At 36.5% G+C, this 19,387-nt stretch carries 20 protein-coding genes; 13 read left to right on the top strand and 7 right to left on the bottom strand.

The genetic code is table 11. The features are described 5' to 3' along the window. Window positions 1–535: 535 nt before the first annotated feature. The 3 genes from LQ188_RS23655 to LQ188_RS23645 all read left to right on the top strand — a co-directional run bounded on the left by LQ188_RS23655 (window position 536) and on the right by LQ188_RS23645 (window position 5,135). A complete protein-coding gene (locus LQ188_RS23655; protein ID WP_230178560.1) occupies window positions 536–1,888 on the top strand; it encodes a TrkH family potassium uptake protein in 1,353 nt (450 codons plus the stop codon). A 516-nt stretch (window positions 1,889–2,404) separates the two neighbouring features. Next, window positions 2,405–2,875 (top strand): DUF6530 family protein, encoded by a 471-nt coding sequence (locus LQ188_RS23650; RefSeq protein WP_230178558.1) that lies wholly within the window; start codon window positions 2,405–2,407, stop codon window positions 2,873–2,875. A 13-nt stretch (window positions 2,876–2,888) separates the two neighbouring features. After that, window positions 2,889–5,135 (top strand): AAA family ATPase, encoded by a 2,247-nt coding sequence (locus LQ188_RS23645; protein ID WP_230178556.1) that lies wholly within the window; start codon window positions 2,889–2,891, stop codon window positions 5,133–5,135. Window positions 5,136–5,362: 227 nt separating this feature from the next. Here the strand turns inward: LQ188_RS23645 and LQ188_RS23640 are convergent, their stop codons facing one another. Genes LQ188_RS23640 through LQ188_RS23630 form a run of 3 tightly spaced genes read right to left on the bottom strand, consistent with a single transcriptional unit; the run spans window position 5,363 to window position 6,423 of the window. Beyond that, window positions 5,363–5,644: a hypothetical protein gene (locus LQ188_RS23640; protein WP_101225746.1), complete on the bottom strand. Its 282-nt coding sequence runs from the start codon at window positions 5,642–5,644 to the stop codon at window positions 5,363–5,365. 10 nt (window positions 5,645–5,654) lie between these two features. Next, window positions 5,655–6,044, bottom strand: coding sequence for a hypothetical protein (locus LQ188_RS23635; RefSeq protein ID WP_063236560.1), 390 nt, complete (start codon window positions 6,042–6,044; stop codon window positions 5,655–5,657). Between the two features lie 13 nt (window positions 6,045–6,057). After that, window positions 6,058–6,423 (bottom strand): DUF2089 domain-containing protein, encoded by a 366-nt coding sequence (locus LQ188_RS23630; protein WP_101225747.1) that lies wholly within the window; start codon window positions 6,421–6,423, stop codon window positions 6,058–6,060. Between the two features lie 555 nt (window positions 6,424–6,978). On the opposite strand from LQ188_RS23630, the gene LQ188_RS23625 reads away from it, so the two are divergent. Continuing rightward, window positions 6,979–8,181 carry a macrolide family glycosyltransferase gene (locus LQ188_RS23625; protein WP_230178554.1) on the top strand — a complete coding sequence of 401 codons (1,203 nt, stop codon included), beginning with the start codon at window positions 6,979–6,981 and terminating at the stop codon, window positions 8,179–8,181. Between the two features lie 380 nt (window positions 8,182–8,561). Here LQ188_RS23625 and LQ188_RS23620 read toward each other — a convergent pair whose 3' ends face one another. From LQ188_RS23620 to LQ188_RS23610, 3 genes are all read right to left on the bottom strand, one after another. Continuing rightward, window positions 8,562–9,923, bottom strand: a complete 1,362-nt coding sequence (locus LQ188_RS23620; protein ID WP_230178552.1) for an MFS transporter — start codon at window positions 9,921–9,923, stop codon at window positions 8,562–8,564. A 258-nt stretch (window positions 9,924–10,181) separates the two neighbouring features. Further along, a complete protein-coding gene (locus LQ188_RS23615) occupies window positions 10,182–10,901 on the bottom strand; it encodes an RraA family protein (protein WP_230178550.1) in 720 nt (239 codons plus the stop codon). Window positions 10,902–10,943: 42 nt separating this feature from the next. Continuing rightward, window positions 10,944–11,921 (bottom strand): 2-hydroxyacid dehydrogenase, encoded by a 978-nt coding sequence (locus LQ188_RS23610; protein ID WP_101225751.1) that lies wholly within the window; start codon window positions 11,919–11,921, stop codon window positions 10,944–10,946. A 127-nt stretch (window positions 11,922–12,048) separates the two neighbouring features. On the opposite strand from LQ188_RS23610, the gene LQ188_RS23605 reads away from it, so the two are divergent. The 6 genes from LQ188_RS23605 to LQ188_RS23580 all read left to right on the top strand — a co-directional run bounded on the left by LQ188_RS23605 (window position 12,049) and on the right by LQ188_RS23580 (window position 16,502). Further along, a complete protein-coding gene (locus LQ188_RS23605; RefSeq protein WP_230178548.1) occupies window positions 12,049–12,927 on the top strand; it encodes a LysR family transcriptional regulator in 879 nt (292 codons plus the stop codon). Window positions 12,928–13,122: 195 nt separating this feature from the next. Further along, window positions 13,123–13,767 (top strand): Type 1 glutamine amidotransferase-like domain-containing protein, encoded by a 645-nt coding sequence (locus LQ188_RS23600; RefSeq protein ID WP_101225753.1) that lies wholly within the window; start codon window positions 13,123–13,125, stop codon window positions 13,765–13,767. Between the two features lie 97 nt (window positions 13,768–13,864). Further along, complete coding sequence (locus LQ188_RS23595) at window positions 13,865–14,176, top strand: hypothetical protein (protein ID WP_230178546.1); 312 nt, start codon at window positions 13,865–13,867, stop codon at window positions 14,174–14,176. 38 nt (window positions 14,177–14,214) lie between these two features. After that, complete coding sequence (locus LQ188_RS23590; protein ID WP_230178544.1) at window positions 14,215–14,712, top strand: SRPBCC domain-containing protein; 498 nt, start codon at window positions 14,215–14,217, stop codon at window positions 14,710–14,712. A gap of 444 nt (window positions 14,713–15,156) precedes the next feature. Then, the gene (locus tag LQ188_RS23585; RefSeq protein WP_230178543.1) at window positions 15,157–16,056 is read left to right on the top strand and encodes a DMT family transporter; all 900 of its coding nucleotides are present in this window, start codon (window positions 15,157–15,159) and stop codon (window positions 16,054–16,056) included. A 26-nt stretch (window positions 16,057–16,082) separates the two neighbouring features. Continuing rightward, the gene (locus LQ188_RS23580) at window positions 16,083–16,502 is read left to right on the top strand and encodes a VOC family protein (RefSeq protein ID WP_230178541.1); all 420 of its coding nucleotides are present in this window, start codon (window positions 16,083–16,085) and stop codon (window positions 16,500–16,502) included. Between the two features lie 52 nt (window positions 16,503–16,554). Here the strand turns inward: LQ188_RS23580 and LQ188_RS23575 are convergent, their stop codons facing one another. After that, window positions 16,555–17,421, bottom strand: a complete 867-nt coding sequence (locus LQ188_RS23575; RefSeq protein ID WP_230178540.1) for an SDR family oxidoreductase — start codon at window positions 17,419–17,421, stop codon at window positions 16,555–16,557. Between the two features lie 241 nt (window positions 17,422–17,662). On the opposite strand from LQ188_RS23575, the gene LQ188_RS23570 reads away from it, so the two are divergent. The 3 genes from LQ188_RS23570 (at window position 17,663) to LQ188_RS23560 (ending at window position 19,307) form a co-directional block, all read left to right on the top strand. Beyond that, window positions 17,663–18,031, top strand: a complete 369-nt coding sequence (locus tag LQ188_RS23570; RefSeq protein WP_230178539.1) for a GNAT family N-acetyltransferase — start codon at window positions 17,663–17,665, stop codon at window positions 18,029–18,031. Between the two features lie 771 nt (window positions 18,032–18,802). Continuing rightward, complete coding sequence (locus LQ188_RS23565) at window positions 18,803–19,066, top strand: hypothetical protein (protein WP_230178538.1); 264 nt, start codon at window positions 18,803–18,805, stop codon at window positions 19,064–19,066. A gap of 49 nt (window positions 19,067–19,115) precedes the next feature. Next, complete coding sequence (locus LQ188_RS23560) at window positions 19,116–19,307, top strand: hypothetical protein (protein WP_101225760.1); 192 nt, start codon at window positions 19,116–19,118, stop codon at window positions 19,305–19,307. Window positions 19,308–19,387: the final 80 nt, after the last annotated feature.

Raw genomic sequence — 19,387 nt, 5'->3', positions numbered from 1 at the left:
ATTTGTTAAAACTAGTTTTTTTATGTGGTCAGAAGTCAAAATGTTAATGTCCAACGATGTATAAATACATACATACATAAACAATAAAAACGAAAGACATTAAACCCCTTGAGGCCTAAGGGGTTTTTAGCATGCTGCTTAATTACATATTGTTCGTAAAAGTATACTATTATGGACCTACAGCCTTCATAATTAGATAAATCAATGATTGAAATAGAAAAAGCTCTAGTGGTTAATCTAGTGGTTTTATTGATCATCTAGCAAACCCTTGCTACATCAAGGTTGTATAAAATCCTGAATATACGATAATAAATGACTAAGAACCAAACCCCTTGATACACATGGGTTTGGCTTTTTTAGCTACTACCTAAAATAGAGTTGTATAACATATTCATTCGTTCCTTTGAGGTCTTCTTCAACGGGGTAGTTTATTTTCTTAATTTAATGGACAAATTACTATAAGTTGAATTGTGTAATGGTACGTTAGTACAAATAGGTTTATGTTTGTCAAAAAACATATAGAAATTGGAGAGAAATGAATAGTAAAATAGAGAACTTAACAAAACGACTATCTGCTGCTCAAATAATTGTTTTTTATTACCTAGTGGCTGTAGTGGTTTCAACCATTTTATTGCTGCTTCCTATTACTCAAACGCAGAATGCAGAGCTCTCATTTATTGATGGAGTATTCATTTCTATTAGTGCGGTAACTGTAACAGGATTATCTCCGGTAGATGTAAGCCAGCTGCTTAGTGTTCCCGGTACGTTTATTTTTGCAATCATCCTCCAGTTTGGTGGAATTGGGATCATGGCTTTCGGAACAATACTATGGCTTGCATCAGGAAAGAAAATAGGACTCAGGGCAAGAATACTCATGACGACGGAACAAAACAGCCCCACTTTTTCCGGGATTGTTCGGTTCATACGAATGATCTTCTTTTTCTTTGTCATGATTGAGCTATTAGGGGCTATTGTCTTCGGTACATATTTTTTGAAGTATTTCCCAACATGGCAAGAGGCATATTTGCAGGGTTTCTTCGCCTCTGTGTCTGCTACGACAAATGCCGGTTTTGATATCACAGGAAAATCACTGATTCCGTTTGCAGACGATTATTTTGTCCTGACCCTTAATATAGTACTCTTTATTATCGGATCCCTTGGGTTTCCTGTTCTAATGGAGGTAAGTCAGTGGCTGAGGCATAAGGGTAAGATGCCATTCCGGTTCACCTTGTTCACAAAAATTACAACCGTAACTTTTTTCATACTGATCGTAATCGGAGCCATTTTCACTTATCTGTTTGAGTACAGTCATTTCTATTCAGAAACCTGGCATCAATCCTTTGTCCATTCTTTGTTTTATTCGATATCTTCAAGGACTGGCGGAATGGCGATCAGCGACGTCAACCAATTTTCAGTGCCTACCATTTTGTTACTGAGTATTTTTATGTTCATAGGGGCATCCCCCAGCAGTGCTGGGGGTGGGATAAGAACCACCACGTTTGCTGTGATGCTGCTTACCATTTACAACTATGCGAAAGGGAACAGAACAATAAAAATATTCAAAAGGGAGATCGATGAGGAAGATATCATCAAGTCATTCATCGTTTTCACAACAGGTATGATACTGTGCAGTTTGGCAGTTGTCATTCTTGCATGCATTGAATCTGCCTTTTCCCTAATGGAAATTTTATTTGAAGTTTCCTCTGCTTTTGGCACTGTAGGCCTTTCGCTTGGCATTACACCGGAATTGAGTACTGCTGGGAAGGCCGTAATCATGATTTTAATGTTTATAGGGAAAATCGGGATGTTTACCTTCTTATTCAGTATGGGAGGCAAACCAGTTAAACATCCGTATCACTATCCCAAAGAGCGCATCATTATAGGATAAAAAATGTACTACAGCAAAGGTAATCAATTAATAAAGATATACAAAAGTGCAATAGTTGTATTGAAAATCCTTTTCTTCTTCAACTATCTCCTCCACTTATATTAAATAAGCAGTAAAAAGGATCCTTCAGTTTTGAAGATCCTTTTTTTTATACCGTCTCATGAGGATAAATACGTATAAGAGACATATATAAATCAGACTCTCGAATATACCCCGTTCTTCTTCTAATAATGCGTTCCAAAAAAATCGTGAAATCTTCATTATTTAAACATAATCAATTTTATTATGCATAACAATAAACGTAATTAACTTTTGTTTGCAATATAATAAACATAATAATATAATGTTTGTTAATTAGCGAGAGTGGAATGTGGTGTTTAAAATATGAATTTCGCCTGTCCTATGTTTATCAGAAATCTTAAATAAGAAGATAATTAGGATTTCTAAGCAGAAATTTTTGCCGGAACATCGTATTGGGGGAAGGAAAAAAACGAAAAAATAAAAAGGAGCAATGATATGAATAAAGATGAATATAAGTATAAATCAATTATCACTGTTGAAAATTACGACAAAGTAGATGGTAAGGCTGCCTATGGTAAAGAAATCGAATCGTTAAGCACAGGAATGCTACAGGGGAAATCTCCTAGAACAGGAGATATCGTTGGAAAAATTGTAATGACTGATGATTCTGCTCAAGAAATTGAGTTATCTGCCACTAGAATTTTAGATTTAGCCATCCTTATTTTATCGACCAACTTATATTTTAGAGATGCTTATAAATTTGAAAAGCTGTATGATCCTGAAAATCAAATCGTTACTGCTTTAGGGTTGCAGGGAAATAAGATGCAATTAGAAATTGACACAAAAAATGAGAATTTAGATAAAGATATTCAATATTTTTATGATATGTTGCAATCGGATGGCGAAATTTTGGGAGAAAGATTTAGAATCATCAACGATATTATGAAGGAAATGGGATATCGGTAAGGAGAATCATAAAATGATAAGAGGATTTGTCGTTTCAGATGGCAGAAAATTTACAGAAGAAGAAAAACAAATGATTTGGAAAAAGTCTCCTAGCCATCAAGAAAGTGTGGAGGAATTACGTGTTGCAGATACAATCAATAGGAATTGGCATAATGGAGAACTGCGAGTCATCAATGTACTGCTAGAGGGGGATGCTGGCTCAGGTAAAACACAACTTGCCAAAGCTCTCTCTCATGATCTTCGATTGCCATATACGAAAATTACCTGTTTTGCCGACATGGATAAATCAGATGTTTTTGGCTCACTTTTGCCAGTAATGGAAGAAGCACAAGTGGAAGATAAAAAAATAATTCAGTTTTTTGAAAATAATAGCACGGCTCAGCAGCTTTTAGAAAATTTGTCTTCCTATCTACAGTTAAATATGGCAGAAACGAAAGAATACTTGGCAAAACTTGAAAAGAAAATCAAAGACACCGGTAAGAATGTAACATATAAGTATTATCCATCAGAAATTGTTCGTGCACTACAAGAAGGCTACCTGTTAGAGATACAAGAACCTACTGTCATTAGAGATGCATCGGTTTTAGTTGCATTGAATTCTGCTCTTGAAATTGATGGTATTTTAAATACTCCAACTGGAATGATCAAACGGCACCACGATGCTGTAGTAGTTATTACAACCAATAGAAATTATCAGGGGAATAGACCCCTTAATGAATCATTACGTGATCGAGTTCAACACACGGAACGAATGAATCTTCCTTCTAAGGGAGTGATGGTCAACCGGGCTCTCAGTAAAGTTGGTTTTGCAGATGAAGAGCTATTAGCAATGATGGCTGAAATCATTATTTTATTAGATGCTACTTCAAAAGCTAATGGAATCAAGGGTGTAGCAGGAATGAGAAGTTATTTCTATTGGGTGAATGCAGTGCAACAAGGAGAAAATATCTTTGATTCTATTTATCAAAAAGTCATCTATAAAATTACCACCGATGAAACTGAGATTAGAATACTAGAAAAAGAATTAGAAAGCAGTCAATTATTGGAGCGTATTCAATCTTATTTACTGAATCAAAAGAATCCAATGAACAAACCGCAAGCTCCTCCAGGGTCACCAATGGTAGATAATTATGTGGAACAACAAGACGGTGAGGAGGAACTTCAAAAAGATACATCTTCCATTGATTTTACAAAAGAAGAGGAGGAAATTCAAAATAGTGATTCCGCTCTGCCTCAACAAGAAAAAGGGAAACCCTTAGAGATTTTTTCTGAAAAGAGATCAAAGGACATTGAAATCGATAGTAATAAAGGAAAAGAGCATGAGGAATCTCAAACAGGTATTTCTCAGCAACAAGTAAAACAGTTGCCGGAAATACTAGAGAAGCAAGAAGCTGATAAGAAAAAAGAGTTGAATAAAGAAGCTCGAACGCTTATGAAAAACACGATTCATCAAAAAGAAGGGATCATTATCCACCGCCCTCATGCAACGAAGGAAAGTATGAGTGAAGCAGAACATATTAAAAAGGAAATAACACCTCTTGTGGAGAGTATGGCAAGAAAAATTCTTGCTGTATTAGAAAAAGAAGAGTCAGTAACATACACTCCAGGGAAGTTATACGGTACGCGATTTAATGCTTCTAAGGTTGTGATGGGAGACTATCGTTACTTTGATAAAAAAAATCCTCCAACTGATAATCCCTCTCTAGCTATAGCGATACGTATAGATGAGTCTGGTTCCATGGTTCGGGCTCAACGAATGGAGAGTGCCAAAAAAGCAATAATCGCTTTAACAGAGTTTTGTAGAATGTTAAATGTTCCTTTGATGATTTATGGAGACACTGCAGATATTAGTAAAAGGGAAATGACTTCACTATACTCGTACAAAGAGTTTGATGATGGGTACGAAGGGGTTATAGGAAAAATTGCGACAATGAAGCCTCGCCAAAATAATCGTGATGGTGTTAATTTACGAATATTGGCAGAAAAATTATCGAAACAAATCGCTTCTACCAAGTTATTGATAAATATTAGTGATGGGCAACCAAAAGCCATGCCTAATTATTCAGGGGATGCAGCGAGGGTGGATATCCGATCAGTTATTAGTGAATATGAAAGAAAAGACGTGCTATTCCTATCTGTTGCTATCGGAGAAGATAAAGAAAAGATTGCAGAATTACACGGAAGAGAGAGATTCCTCGATATGACTGACCTTAAATCGTTTCCTCAAAAATTAGTGGAAACAATCAGTCGCTTTTTATAGGAGGGATTTGAAAATGGTTGAAAAAAGCAAAAAGGCACTGGTACGGTATCAATAAAGATTTTTCCGTTTTTTTAACCCCGTCCTATATTTAGAACGGGGTTATGCTTGTTTGAGGTTTAAAAATTAAATAACTTTATTGTCTTTTTACAATTTTCTCGGTATTGTAAGCGAAAAATTAGGCCTTTTCTTCAATATTCCAGTCAGTGGTCGGTGTATTCCATGATAAATTATAGTCTAACCTTAACCTCAGTACCGTCCTTAGCTTTGACATCTACTAGCACGATCCCCCTATAATTTTTCAGTTCCTTGACGATAGGCTTTAGCGTTTTTTTGTCTATTAGTGGAAAGGTAAAGTCCAGTTTTTTTCTTTCGAAGTGCACTTTTGTCCATTTGTTTGCATTTTGCTGAATAAATTTTGAAGATAAAATTGAAATAACAATGTTTAAAATGGCATATGGAATTGGAAGGGTAAACCGAACGCCTTTCGCTTTCACTTTAACATGCATCATAAGCGAATCACTAATCAATGATGACTGAAACGGTATCCCCGTTTGCCGATTTAATATCAACAATTTGGCCATCTAATTCGTTTTCGATTGCTTCAATAATAAGACTTATGTCTATATCTTTAACGTATTTTTCCGATTGAGGAATACTCGCTGCGATGCTGTGTCCAGCCACTAATACTGCCTTGACAAGTTTTATAGGCAAATTGACCGTGACATTATCATTTTCGGCGGATACAACACGAACTTTTAAGGTTTTATCTAAATATTTAGTCGGTTTTTCAAGAAGCTTGTTACCTGTTTCTTCTTTCTCTTTTAATATTTGAATCAGTTCTGATCCCTTATCTGCATCAATCTTCCCTTCTTGAACCATTGTTAACACTCTTGTAATTTCCTCTTTCATGATAAATTCCTCCCTATTCCTCTTTTAAGAGCTTAATGGCTTCTTCTGTTGTGATTTCGCCATTTTCCAACATGGTGACAACTTTTTTCTCGTCCACTTCATTTTTCTTCTTCTGTACATATCCAAGGGATGAAATGATGTCAGTTAGCTTGCCTCGAACCGTTGGATACGAAATCCCCAGTTCCTTTTCAACTTCTTTGATATTCCCTCTGCATGTTAAAAATACTTCCACAAAATGAAGCTGATCCTTTGATAAGGATGCCAGCTTAGATATTTCAAACTCATTTTCAATCGTAGTGTGACAATGAGAGCACTGCAACTTTGTAATTTTCAATGTTTTACTGCAAACAGGGCAATTTGTGATTAATTTATAAGCCATAATGAAATCCCTTCCTTTTAGTTAATTCGATTATAAAACAAGGAATTGAAAATATAAATAATAAAATTTAAATTTTTAATAAAAAAATTCAATAATATTAATTTAAAGTTTAATATTATTGATTATTCGTTTTTATTATCCATTCAAGTATTATAATGGTTGAAATTGTAGACATTTCTCTTGGGTAAAATAACCAGTTACATAATGAGCACGATTACATAGTCTTTGAGATGCTGTTCAATAATCCATTTGATATTAATATTCCAATTATGATGATTCAGCAGTCGGTGGCATTGATGTATTATTTATTGATCTAACTTGAAAATTATAAGCTTACGGGTTGATTAATCTCCGATTATGCAGTGAGTTGAGGACTTAGTCTTTATTAATGAGTGGAATGCCGTTTTCAGCTAAGCTCCTCTAATGTACCAAAACAAGGGTGATTAAGAATTTGAGATTTTCCAGTATTGTACTATGATAAATTTATATTATTTGAGTTTGGAAGGGTTTGGGACAGTGACCATACTCTTACAGATTTATTTAAGGAGTGGTAAAATGGCACGTGTTTTATTTATTAATGCTGGGTCAGAAGGACATATCAATCCAACTATTGGGGTTGTGCAAGAGCTTATTTCGCGTGGAGAAGAGGTAGTGTACTTTACGATAGAATCTTTTCGAGAACGTATCGAGAAGACGGGAGCTACTGTACGAACAATTGACGGTGAAAAATTTATAGAAGCTTTTCTCTCAGGCGGAAGAAATTATTTACTCGAAAGAATCAACGGTCTTTTAAATACGGTAGATATCGTCATCCCTAGCGTTCTTGAACAGATCAAAGGAGAGCATTTTGATTACATCATCCATGATTCCATGTTTGGCTGTGGACGTTTACTTGCCCAAATCCTTAAGCTTCCCGCAATCAATTCTTGTACTTCTTTTGCGCAGACAAAAGCATCATTCGATAAAATGCTGGAACAGCTTTCTAAAGAAATTCCTCCAGAAATAGTTAAACCTATACACGATGAATTTCAAAGACTGACGGTAATGGTGAAGGAAAAATATGATGTGGAGATCCATTCTACTTACGAAGTTTTTTGTAATCCTGCACCACTTTCAATCGTTTATACAACTAGGGAGTTTCAACCTTTTAAAGAAGCATTTGACCAAACTTACAAATTTGTAGGTCCATCCATCTCTTCACGGTTAAAGCAGGATAACTTTGACCTTGCTGATATCAAAGGAAAAAGTCCCATTTACATTTCTCTTGGAACAGTTTTTAACCGGTCTCTTGATTTTTATAAGCTTTGTTTTGAAGCATTTGGAAATAGCAATCACACGGTTGTCATGTCGGTCGGTCAACAAACCCCACTAATTGAATTAGGAGAGATCCCCAAAAACTTCATTGTGAAAAAATATGTTCCACAAACGGAAGTGCTAAAATGCACTAAATTATTTATCACACATGGTGGAATGAATAGTACCAATGAGGGTCTCTACTACGGGGTTCCGCTAATTGTAATCCCACAAAGCGCGGATCAGCCCATAATTGCAGGGCAAGTTGCCAATATCGGAGCCGGTATTAAATTACAAATGCAAAGCTTGACTGCAAATCAACTGCGTGAGGCCGCAGATCATGTTTTAAACGACCCATCTTACCATAAATCTGTTTCAAATATAAGCGAATCCTTTCAAAAATCGGGTGGATATCACCAAGCTGTTGATGAGATTTTTGAATTTATAGGTCAATACGATATTTAAAATAAATTATCGGTGGCATTTTCTTAGTGGCAATTCTTTTTTATTGTAAATGAAGGAATGAATCAATTTGTATTTTTGAAAGATGGAAAAGTGGTCTGCTATTTATATGGTTATCGCTTAGAATAATGGATATGGTATATTTTTGAATCTGAGGATGCTGGCTATATGCTTAATATTAAGGATGATTGAAAATTTCGAGTAGACAGAAACGACAGTGTCGTATATTTGAGAAAATAGGCAAGGGTTTAAATGAGGGTGCTGCGGCACCCTTTTATTATGGAGCTAAAGGGTCATTAATATTAAAAAAGATCAACCAGCGATTTTTACTGGTTGATCTTTGAAAAGAATGATGTAAACGGATACATTTTCAGATTAAATAGTCAAGATGTAGCTATTTCATGGTCATCTTTTTCTATCGCCAGTTTAGTCTTTTCCATTGGTTCAATGATCGTAAAGAGGAGGATAAAGGTCATTAAAGAGCTTACTGATAAAAACATGAATACCATATTCCAATTAAAAGAATCTAAGATCAAACCTACTACAAACGGAGCAAATGCACCACCTAACGATCCTCCAGTATTAACAATTGAAGCGGCAAGGGGCAATTTTTCTTTGGATGTAATCCCCATAGGATACGCTAAAAACGCTGAATATCCCAAATTCAACAAAATACCCGTAATAAGAAGAACGATACTTAAAAACATTGGGTCATTTGGGGCGTACAACAATGCATACATGCTGAAGATTGTCGATGCTGCAGTCACTATCATAAGAGGTTTTCGACGTTTGTTAAAGATGTTATCCGAAACCCAACCGCCAATTAGATTACCTAACATGGCCCCTATCCATGGAGAGGAGGCAACAAATCCCATCTCCATAATGGAATACTTTTTGACGTTAACCAAATAAGTAGGTATCCAAGTCATAATCGCATAAACAATACCGACCATGAAAAAGTACCCCAACGTACATCCCCATATATTCCATGAAAGAAAAACCTTCCTATTTGTATCAAGGAAATCTACTTTCTTGGTACGAATAATTTTGTCTACCCATTTCATCGAATATTTTTTCTTATTTCCTTTGATTTTCTCATCGATAGTCGAAGGCTTTTCTAATTTGATATAATCTATTTCCTCTTTTGAGCAATGTGGACTTTCTTCCGGATTATCCTTTACTAGCCAGAGCCAAAATAAAGCGAAGATAAAGCCCGGAATGGCAAATATATAGAAAACTTCACGCCAGCCGAAAGCATAAATGATGTAAGCACACAGCGGAGGAACTATGGCAGGAGCGAACTTGATTGCCGACATATAAATTCCTGTCGCAGTTCCCTTTTCCTTTCCAGGGAACCAACGGTTAATCGTGGAAATAATTCCGACTGGAAGTGGTCCCTCTGCAACACCTAGTAATATTCTGCCAATTTTAAGTTGAAGAGCAGAACTAGCCGTTCCGATAAATAATGTTGCAGCCGAAGTAACAATCATAGAGAAGGTGAATATTTTTCGTGTCCCAAACTTACTATAGATGAACCCAGCTGGAATCTGGATAATTGCATATCCGATGTAAAAAAGACTAGCCATTGCACCAATATCAGTGTTACTCAATTCAAATTCTTTTTGAAAATATGGAATGACTACACTGATATTTGCCCTGTCTGCACCAGCGATCATATAAGTTAGAAAAATTAATAACATGACTACCCAACGAAATCGAGTCTTTTTTTGTAATGAATTCTGCATTAGATTTCTTCCCCTCCTCATAAATAATTTGGCACAGTAACGATTTCCTTCTTTTGTAATTTAAATTGTTAGTAAGTATAGTGTATAAAGGAATGGAGAACTCCGGTCTAATTTCCAAACACCATGATAAATGTCTGGAAAATTCCAGAGTAATTCACAGAAGAGGGTTACCTCCGTATCTACCTATATAACAACGCACAACTTAAAGAGGTACCGTGAGAACATGCTAAGTTACAAGAACTTTAACATACACCATAGTTAGTCTCGATTACCTATAATAGATTTTTTTACTTTGGATGATTTATTTTTAATTTCACAGCCCCGGTCTTGAAGACTTTTATCAACCCAAGTTCGATCCCACGTCATATTCATGATATCATCCATTTCCTGGTTCTCCTTAAGTAACTTAGCTTTAGATTTTTCTATTAACTCATCCGTATCTTGCGGGTTAATGACCACAATACCATCATCATCGCCGACTACAATGTCTCCAGGATGAACCACTACTCCGCCACAAGAAATAGGAACATTAATTTCTCCAGGTCCGTCTTTATATGGACCCCGTGGATTGACTCCTGCTGCGTAGATTGGGATATCCATCTTTCTTAAGGCTCCGACATCACGAATGGCACCATCGATTATAAACCCGCCTAATCCTCTTTTTTGAGCCCACAATACCATTAGTTCGCCCATGATTGCATTTGTTAAATCCCCCTGAGCATCAACAACTAATATATCGCCGGGTTGAGCAAGATCAAGTGCTTTATGAAGCATGAGGTTGTCACCGGGACGTGTTTTAATTGTAAAAGCAGTCCCAAGTAATGGCTTATCATTAATTGGACGAATTTTAGGATTCATGCAAAACATACGGTTCATATTATCAGCAATTACAGATACGGGTAACCCTTTAAACTCGTTTACTGCTTCTTTAGTTGGACGATTAATGTTTGAATACACACGCATTCCAATATTAGACATAATGTAGGTCCTCTTTTCTATTTTTACATTCAATTTATAGAGTTAAACTGATGCTGAAGTCAATTTCACTAAATTATCAGGCATGTTCCCATCTTCTACTTTTCTTATATTTTCAAAGGATAAGCGCAGTACAGTTTCCAACACATCCCTAGTCCCCCCTGCAATATGAGGAGTAGCAAGTATATTATCAAGTTTTAATAATGGATTATCTGAATTTATGGGTTCAGATGACCAGGTATCAATGGCTGCGCCAAGTAAACGATTACATTTTAATGCTTCGGCAAGTGATTTTTCATCAATGATATTACCTCGGGCTACATTAACTAAAATTGCTGAAGACTTCATGAGTTTCAATTCCTTTTCACCAATCAAGTTCCTTGTGGCTGGTATTAAAGGAATATGGAGGCTTATAATATCTGACTGTGATAATAAATCATTAAAAGTTACATAAGTTAACCCTAATTTTTTCTCCTCTTCAATTGATAATCTATTCACATCATAATAAACAACGTTAGTTCCAAAAGCCTTCGATAATGCTGCAACTTTTTTTCCTATGTTTCCTATACCGATTATCCCGTGGATTTTACCGTTCACTTCGAACATTGATGGGCGGTATTCCCACATTTTCCATTCACCACTTTTTGTTACTCGATCTAAGAAATGAAGTTTTCTGTACAGGCTTATAATCATGCCGATGGTCAATTCGACAACACTGTTTGAATTTGCTCCCGGTGTACTGGCTACATGGATTCCAAATTCACTAGCAGCATTTAAATCAATATTATCAACACCGCTTCCAGTTTTTTGAATCAATTTAACATTGGGTGCTTTTTCTAATAACTCTCTCGTAATAGGATAAGATGCTGTAATTAAATAGTTTGCTTCATGTAATGCTTGCTCTTTTTTTACATCATCCAAGTCAATCCAGTATTTAACCTCCATATCCAAACTTTTGAATGTATTTATTATTTCATGTGTTGCTGTGAATACTTTTTCAAAATAAATAACTTTACAACTCAAGATACATTCCTCCAATTCAATTAGACAAAATAATTAATTAACTTTATATTAAATATAGAAAATGAGATTGTAAAACGAATTAATTAGCTATTTAATAACATAAATATTGCTATTTGGAGGCAGAATAATGGATTTTCATTCTATTGATACCTTTCTCGCAGTCGTTCGAACAAAAACCATTAGCGGTGCAGCAGAAGAATTACATTTAGCGCAAACTACCGTAAGTCAACGAATAAAGGTAATAGAAAAAGAAATTGGGGTTCAATTAATTGAACGCGGGAAAGGAATAAAACAAATCATTTTAACTCCTCTGGGTGAGGAATTTTATAAATTAGCGAAAGAATGGAGTCGTTTAGGACAAGAAGCGAAGCTATTAAAAACGCAAGGCCCACAATTACCCTTGATTGTTGGTGGTGTTGATAGTGTTAATACATTTGTTTTACCAAAAGTCTTTAAAAAACTAAGTAACCATCATCCTCCAATTAAACTTCAAATCCGAACCTTACATTCCGATAATCTATACTCTGAAGTTGAAAATAGACATATTGATGTGGCCTATTCCCTTAGAAAAAGAGTCCATCCAAATGTAAATGTTAAAAAGTGCTTTACATCACCTATGGTTGTTCTTCAAACTTCAGATATAAGTTGTTATATTTCGGAAAAGCTCCATCCTAAAGAATTAGATTCTGATTACGAACTATTCATGCCGTGGGGAGTTGAATATCAATCTTGGCATTCTTATTGGTGGGATCCTTTATCGATTTCACGTATAAAACTAGACAGTACTCATTTGCTTCTACATCTACTTCAAGATCCATTACAGTGGGCTATAGTTCCTAAATGGATAGCTGATGAAGCAATTAAACGTGGAAGTTACAAAATTTATGAACTTACAGATTCACCCCCGGATTATACAGTTTATGAACTTACTCATATAAAACAAACAACGCTTAAGCAAAAGGCTATAGAAATTATTGATCACTACTTTCAGGAAGAGTTCTATTAAACGTTCCTATCACTACTTGTGGTGGTGTCTACAAGTCTTAAAGGTGCTTTACTTCAATAAGGAAGGTTGCTGCGGCAGCCTTTTTTTGTGGAGCTAAAGGGGCAATTTAGCTGAAGAGTAGTGACATATAAAGGTATTGTCCTATTTACATAGAATATTTTAAGAGAATAGCATGTGAAAAATTGGGGGACATATATGGACATTTGTTTTATTGGTGGCGGAAATCACACGGATAATGAATTAGGTGAAGTGTTCCTGGAACTTTCAAAAATGATTAAACGTGATGCTAAGATTTTAATTATCCCTTTTGCAACCGACAATTCCAGGTATGAAAGTTGGATGGCAAGTATAAAACAAGCCTTTTCAATCATGGAGAATGTAAGTATTGAATTATTAAACGAAGACCTTTCAGACAAAGAAATGAAAAAGTCTATAAAAGAACATGATATTCTTTACTTTATTGGTGGAAAGCCAGAAAGGTTAATCCATGTTATAGAAGAAAAAGGACTTGTCCCAATTATCAAAGACTTTCAAGGTTTAATCATCGGATATAGTGCGGGTTCATTAGCCTTCTGTAATGATTGCATAATAACAAAAGATAAAGACTACCCAGTAACGGTAGTGATCAAGGGCTTAGGATTAGTTGGGTTTAGCGTTGAGGTCCATTACGAGGATAATATAGATGGAGAATTAATTCCCCTTTCAAATGAACGAAAGATATATGCTATACCAAATGGAAGTGCGATTTTCTCCAAGAACGGGGAACTATATAAAGGTATAAATGATATCTATTCGTTTCAAAATATGAAAAAGGAAAAAGTGAATTCCAAAGTCTTATAGAACTGGCAGGCGCTTTATCCCAATAAGCCGCGGCAGCATTTTTCCAATGCAGGAGCAAGGGCGCCGGGCGCTAAAGGATAGAGAAAAGGAGACTGCAATGAATATAAATTTAATGATTTTCATTACATCAATAAAAGAACAAGAAAATGGTATATCAATGATGAAAACAGTTGAATCTGATATTCGTCCTGTTAAAGGGGATATAATGGATGATCCAGGATTCGATTCAGGATTTCATAATGGATATGAAGTTGTAAAGGTTTCGATTAATTATGCTTCAAATGAATGTTTTGTTTCGCTGCACCCGCTTGCGATTGAGATTAAGGAAATCAGGATGGAAACCTATATAGAGAAACTGGAAGCAAACGGTTGGCGTGCTGTCTCAAAAGAGGAATTGAAAAGTATGTAAAAAGGTAAACCCATAAAATTGACGTAAGGAGCATGTAAATGAAAAAATACTCAACAACCACTTTAAAGATGACAAGAAATTTTGATGTAGTGCCTGAAATGGTTTTTGATGCATGGTTGAACCCTGAGATGATGAGAAAATGGTTTTTTACATTGGAAGGGACAAATAAGGTGGCACAAAATGATCCTCAAGTGGGAGGTACTTGGGAAATTATTGATCATCGCGATGGAAAAGATTATCGGGCGATAGGGGAGTACCTTGAAATGGACCCTCCCAATAAATTAGTGTTCACTTTTAAAATGCCGCAATTCAGTGAATTAGTAGATACAATTACAGTTGAACTGAAAGAACTTCAAAAGGGCTGTGAAATGACATTTTTACAAAAAATCATCGTTCCTCATGAAGAAAATTGGACAGAATCCGATATTGAAAAAGCTCTTGGAGAGTATCACGATGGATCTGAACATGGCTGGAACTTAATGTTTATGGGACTGAAGGAACTGGTTGAAACTGGACAAGTTAGCTATAAAGGCTAATAGTCGTGGGCCACAGTTTTTAGACAAAAGGGAATCGGAATCGCATCCCGAACCCTGAAGGTCGGAATAGATCGAAGAAATTTGCGACACTCCTGCCGAATAACTGGCTAGCCGAGACCCCACAGGCGCTTGTGCCGAGGAGGCTCGGCAGACAGTCGGCGGAAAGGGAGCGGATTTCTGAAATCAGATGGAATGTTTTCGAAACTCAATTACAGAGTTTGTGCTAATAGTCGTTTGCCAATGAAAAGCTCTCCAAATTAACTGGAGGGCTTTTCGGAATGTAGTTTTATATATTGACAATCCCCTTTGAATTGGTAATATTTACTTTATTATTACATATGTGATTTTTAATAGAAGGCGGTTTAATTATGGATGGGAAAATCAGTTACGACGAGTTTCATAAACTGAAAGAAAGGGGCAATATCGCAAATTGGTCATGTTATTATGACTAACTTTATGTACATATTTTGTTTATTAGTATGGGGACTTAATTTTATTGCGGTTAAGATTCAAGGTACACCTGTGAGTTTAGAATTATCTTTAACATATCGTTTAGGTTTGACGGCAATCCTATTTTTTATTTTATTGTGCATTCTTAGACCTAAAGGAAAACCCAAGAAAAAGGATGTTCCATTTATTATTGTGTTTGGAATTTGTAATTTTGCTTTAAGCTATTTATGCCTTTATTACGCCACTATCTTAAGTTCAGCGGCAATGGCTACGTTAATATTTTCATTGAAAGTCATTTTAACGCCCATTGCCCTTCGTGTTTTTTTGAAGGAACCATTGCATTCACGTATCTTAATTGGCGGGATAATTGGTGTGCTGGCTGTTTGTATTGTTATTTATCCGAGTTTACATGATATTCATGGATTCAATGATATAAAGGGCATCATGATGGCTGTTCTTGGTACCATCCTCACTGCATTGGGCGATGCAAGCTCAGCTAGAAATGCCAGGAAGAAAGTGAACCCAATCTATGCCAATGTACTTGGATTTGCAGCAGGAGGAATTCTTTTGGCGGCCATTGTGTTCATCCAAGGACAAGCAGTCACTATACCGACATCCATTACATATTTATCTGCTTTGTTCTATTTAACTATATTCGCTTCCTTTGGAGCTTGGCTATTCTACCTCAAGCTTGTAGAAAAGATAGGCGGGGCGAAAAGTGGATACATGGTTGCCCTTTTTCCGGCAATTGGAGGTATAGCTTCAGTGATGATTGGTGAATCAAATCCAACCATTTTCTTGGGAGCTGGCTGTCTTTTCAGTTGTTTAGGTGCGGCGATTGCATTAGGTTTTGGCATGAATATTGGTAAAAGTAATTTGAAAGAAGAAATTTAATTCGATTTTCAGAGAGGGATGGGACAATGGAAAGTAAATGGCCAACTGAAATGAAAGTAGCGCAGATCCGGGTTGCACGTCCTACTGATCAACTAAAAAAGGTTATACACTTCTATTGTGAAGGATTAGGTTTGAAAAAAATCGGCTCTTTCGAAGGGCACGAGGGATATGACGGCATCATGATCGGGCTTCCGGATTCCAGCTATCATCTGGAGTTTACTCAACATAAGGATGGCAGTCCTTGTCCTGCCCCATCAAAAGATAATCTGCTTGTCTTTTATATTCCTGAACGTAAAACCATTGAGGAAATCACGAATAGGTTGAAAGGTATGGGCTATGAACCGGTTTCTCCGGAAAATCCATATTGGGAAAAATCAGGTGTTACTTTTGAAGATCCGGATGGTTGGAGAATTGTATTGATGAATTCGCCCGGCATAGGAAATTAAATTTTGAAATGAAAACGACCGAAAAGCACCATGCTTTTCGGTCGTTTTGGGTTTATGAGGACATCGTGATCCCGCCATTGATGTGAATGCACTGTCCTGTTATATAGGCACCTTCATCAGATGCCAGCAGCACGTAGGCACCTGCATGATCTGCTGGCTGCCCGGGGCGGCCAAGCGGTGCTTCGGTACCAAATTCGGCAACGGATCGTTCGTCGAATGTCGCAGGGATGAGCGGAGTCCAAATCGGTCCTGGTGCAACCATATTGACCCGGATCCCTTTTTTAGCCACATTCTGTGCAAGGCTGCGTGTGAATCCGACGATTGCTCCTTTTGTCGCTGTATAATCCATCAAAGTTGCATGGCCTCTGTAAGGATTGATCGATGTTGTGTTGATGACTGAGTTGCCTTGTTTCATATGAGGAATCGCGTGCTTGCTCATGTAAAATACTGAATAAATATTGGTGCGGAACGTTTTGTCCCATTGCTCGTCCGTGATATCCTCAATGTTTTCCGTCGGGAATTGCACTGCTGCATTATTGACGAGGATGTCCAGCTTTCCGAACTCGTCCAGCGTCTTCTTAATCAATTCCTTACAATTTGCCTCCACGGAAACGTCACTTGGAAGCAAGAGGCAGCGAACACCTTCCGCTTCAATCAGCTGCTTTGTTTCTTCGGCATCACCGTGCTCATCTAAATAATTCACAACCACATGGGCGCCTTCCTTTGCATAAGCAATGGCAACCGCACGTCCGATGCCGCTATCTCCTCCTGTAATCAAAGCAACGCGGTCCTTAAGCTTACCGCTTCCTATGTAATCCTTTGGCTGAATCGGAAGTGGAGTCATCTCAGATTCAATGCCAGGCTGTCTGTCCTGTGTTTGTCCGGGCTGTCCATTTTTTTGCTGTTCATATATATTCAAATAAATCTCCTCCTCTTAAACTATTGATCTAGTCATACTTTAGCCGTTAAAAAGTACGGTTAAACATCGACATTCCCACCGATTCCATCTGCAAACGATTACAAAAATATAGTGAAGAAGGACTTACGGTGTTCAAAGTTGAATTACATTTAAATAAAAATTTCAGGGGTGTTAATATGAATTCGACAGGAACAATACAAGAATTGACCAAAAAAGAACAATGGTTAGAGCCTTTCCAATCATGAATCAGTTGCGTACTGACTTAACTCAAAAAACATACCTGGAGTTACTTGAAGTAATGAGGAAGGACGGGTATTGTCTGTATGCTTTATATAAGGATAACCATGTTGTATCCTTGGCCGGTTTAAGCTGGAGAGTGAACTTTTATAATAAACGTCATGTATTTATTTATGACCTTGTAACAGATTCTGCACACCGCTCATTTGGATATGGAGAGAAGTTATTAAGTTATATTCATAACTGGGCAAAAGAAAACGGAGCTGCATATGTTGCATTGGAATCTGGAATCCAGCGAAACGAAGCCCACCGTTTCTATGAAGAGAAATTAGATTATGATAAATGGTGCTACTCATTTAGAAAAACGCTGTGAGTAAGAATAGCGACGAAAAAGAGCTGAGTATTCAGCTTTTTTTGTGCCATTTTATGGAGTAAATGGAGTGAATGTAGACACGTTGTCCACTATGTGTATTGGATTATTAACATTTTAAGTAAGAAGAGATCAATTTAAGATAAATTCACGAGTAAACACGTGAAATTCACGAGTAAATTGCCAAAACTCCCGACGATTCACAAGTAAAAGTTCGAAATTCAAGAGTAAATCGCTGAAACTCACAAGAATAAGCCCCAAACTCACCGCAAATGCTCCAATACCCACGAAATTTAACAACTTATAGAAATTGGCACTTTTATTGCAAGTATAATAACGAATCCAATTCCTTTGAAAAAATATATTGAACTACTCATTTTACTAACGAGAATATCCTTCTGCTGCAGAGTTTGAACAAAAGTCCTTATTTTGATGTTTACGTCAGGATGAAAAGTGAGGAGTTCGATGAAGTGTTGGAAATGCTAGTTTGTTTTTTTGTTTTATAACGGGAGTCGTGTTTCTATTTTTTGGTTTGTTTCAATACAATTGGCTGTATAAGGGTGTAAAGGAGATTGAAGAAGACAATAATTTTCCTTTCATAAGCAGTTATTGGTTCTGGCGGTTTTTGTTCATCGGAATCAGTTTATTCATCATTTTTACGACTGTAAATTCATTCTTTCGCTGAAAAACCCAAATTTTTGTAATGATTTATTTAGCCTTGGACATACTTAATTAAGATATCAAAATGTAACATTTAATTAAGGAGGAAACCAAATGGCTAACGAAAATATACAAATGAAAATGGAACATATTTGGCAGGATACCTGTGGTTCTTGGGAAAATTGTACGGAAACCACAATTCAGTCATTCTTGGCAAAATCCGAAGAAGGCAATATAGATCCGCAGTATTGCATGAGCTGGGTGGAACAACATAAAGCTCAAATACCCGAGTGGGATGCCGTTTCAAAAGTGTCGCTCGACTGGGTTAATCAACATACATCAACGGGTTCACCCATTTCAATCAAGGAAGAGTATTAAAAGGCTTATGAATGGTTCGAATTCCACTATATTTAAGAGGTGAAGATAGTTGTCAAATAATGAGGAAAACGGTAAATCAAATCGTCGGGATCCAGATTACAGAGTTAATGCTTGGGATGAAATGAATGGTGAAGATAAGTTTGTACAATCAGCCATCCAAGAGGAATTCAATAATCCAGTAATTGAAGAAACGATTTTGAAGTTCAATAAAATAGCAAATGAAGAAGAAAAGGAAACTTGATTTTTGGACGCGCCCTATAGGGCGTTTTTTTTTTTTGAAAAAAGGAAGAAGGAACTGCTAATAACTTATTATTCAAAAGC

The sequence above is a fragment of the Peribacillus sp. Bi134 genome (assembly GCF_918698065.1).
Taxonomy (GTDB): Bacteria; Bacillota; Bacilli; order Bacillales; family DSM-1321; genus Peribacillus.
Note: the sequence above shows the minus strand (reverse complement) of the source record. Positions and strands in the feature narration are given on the sequence as shown.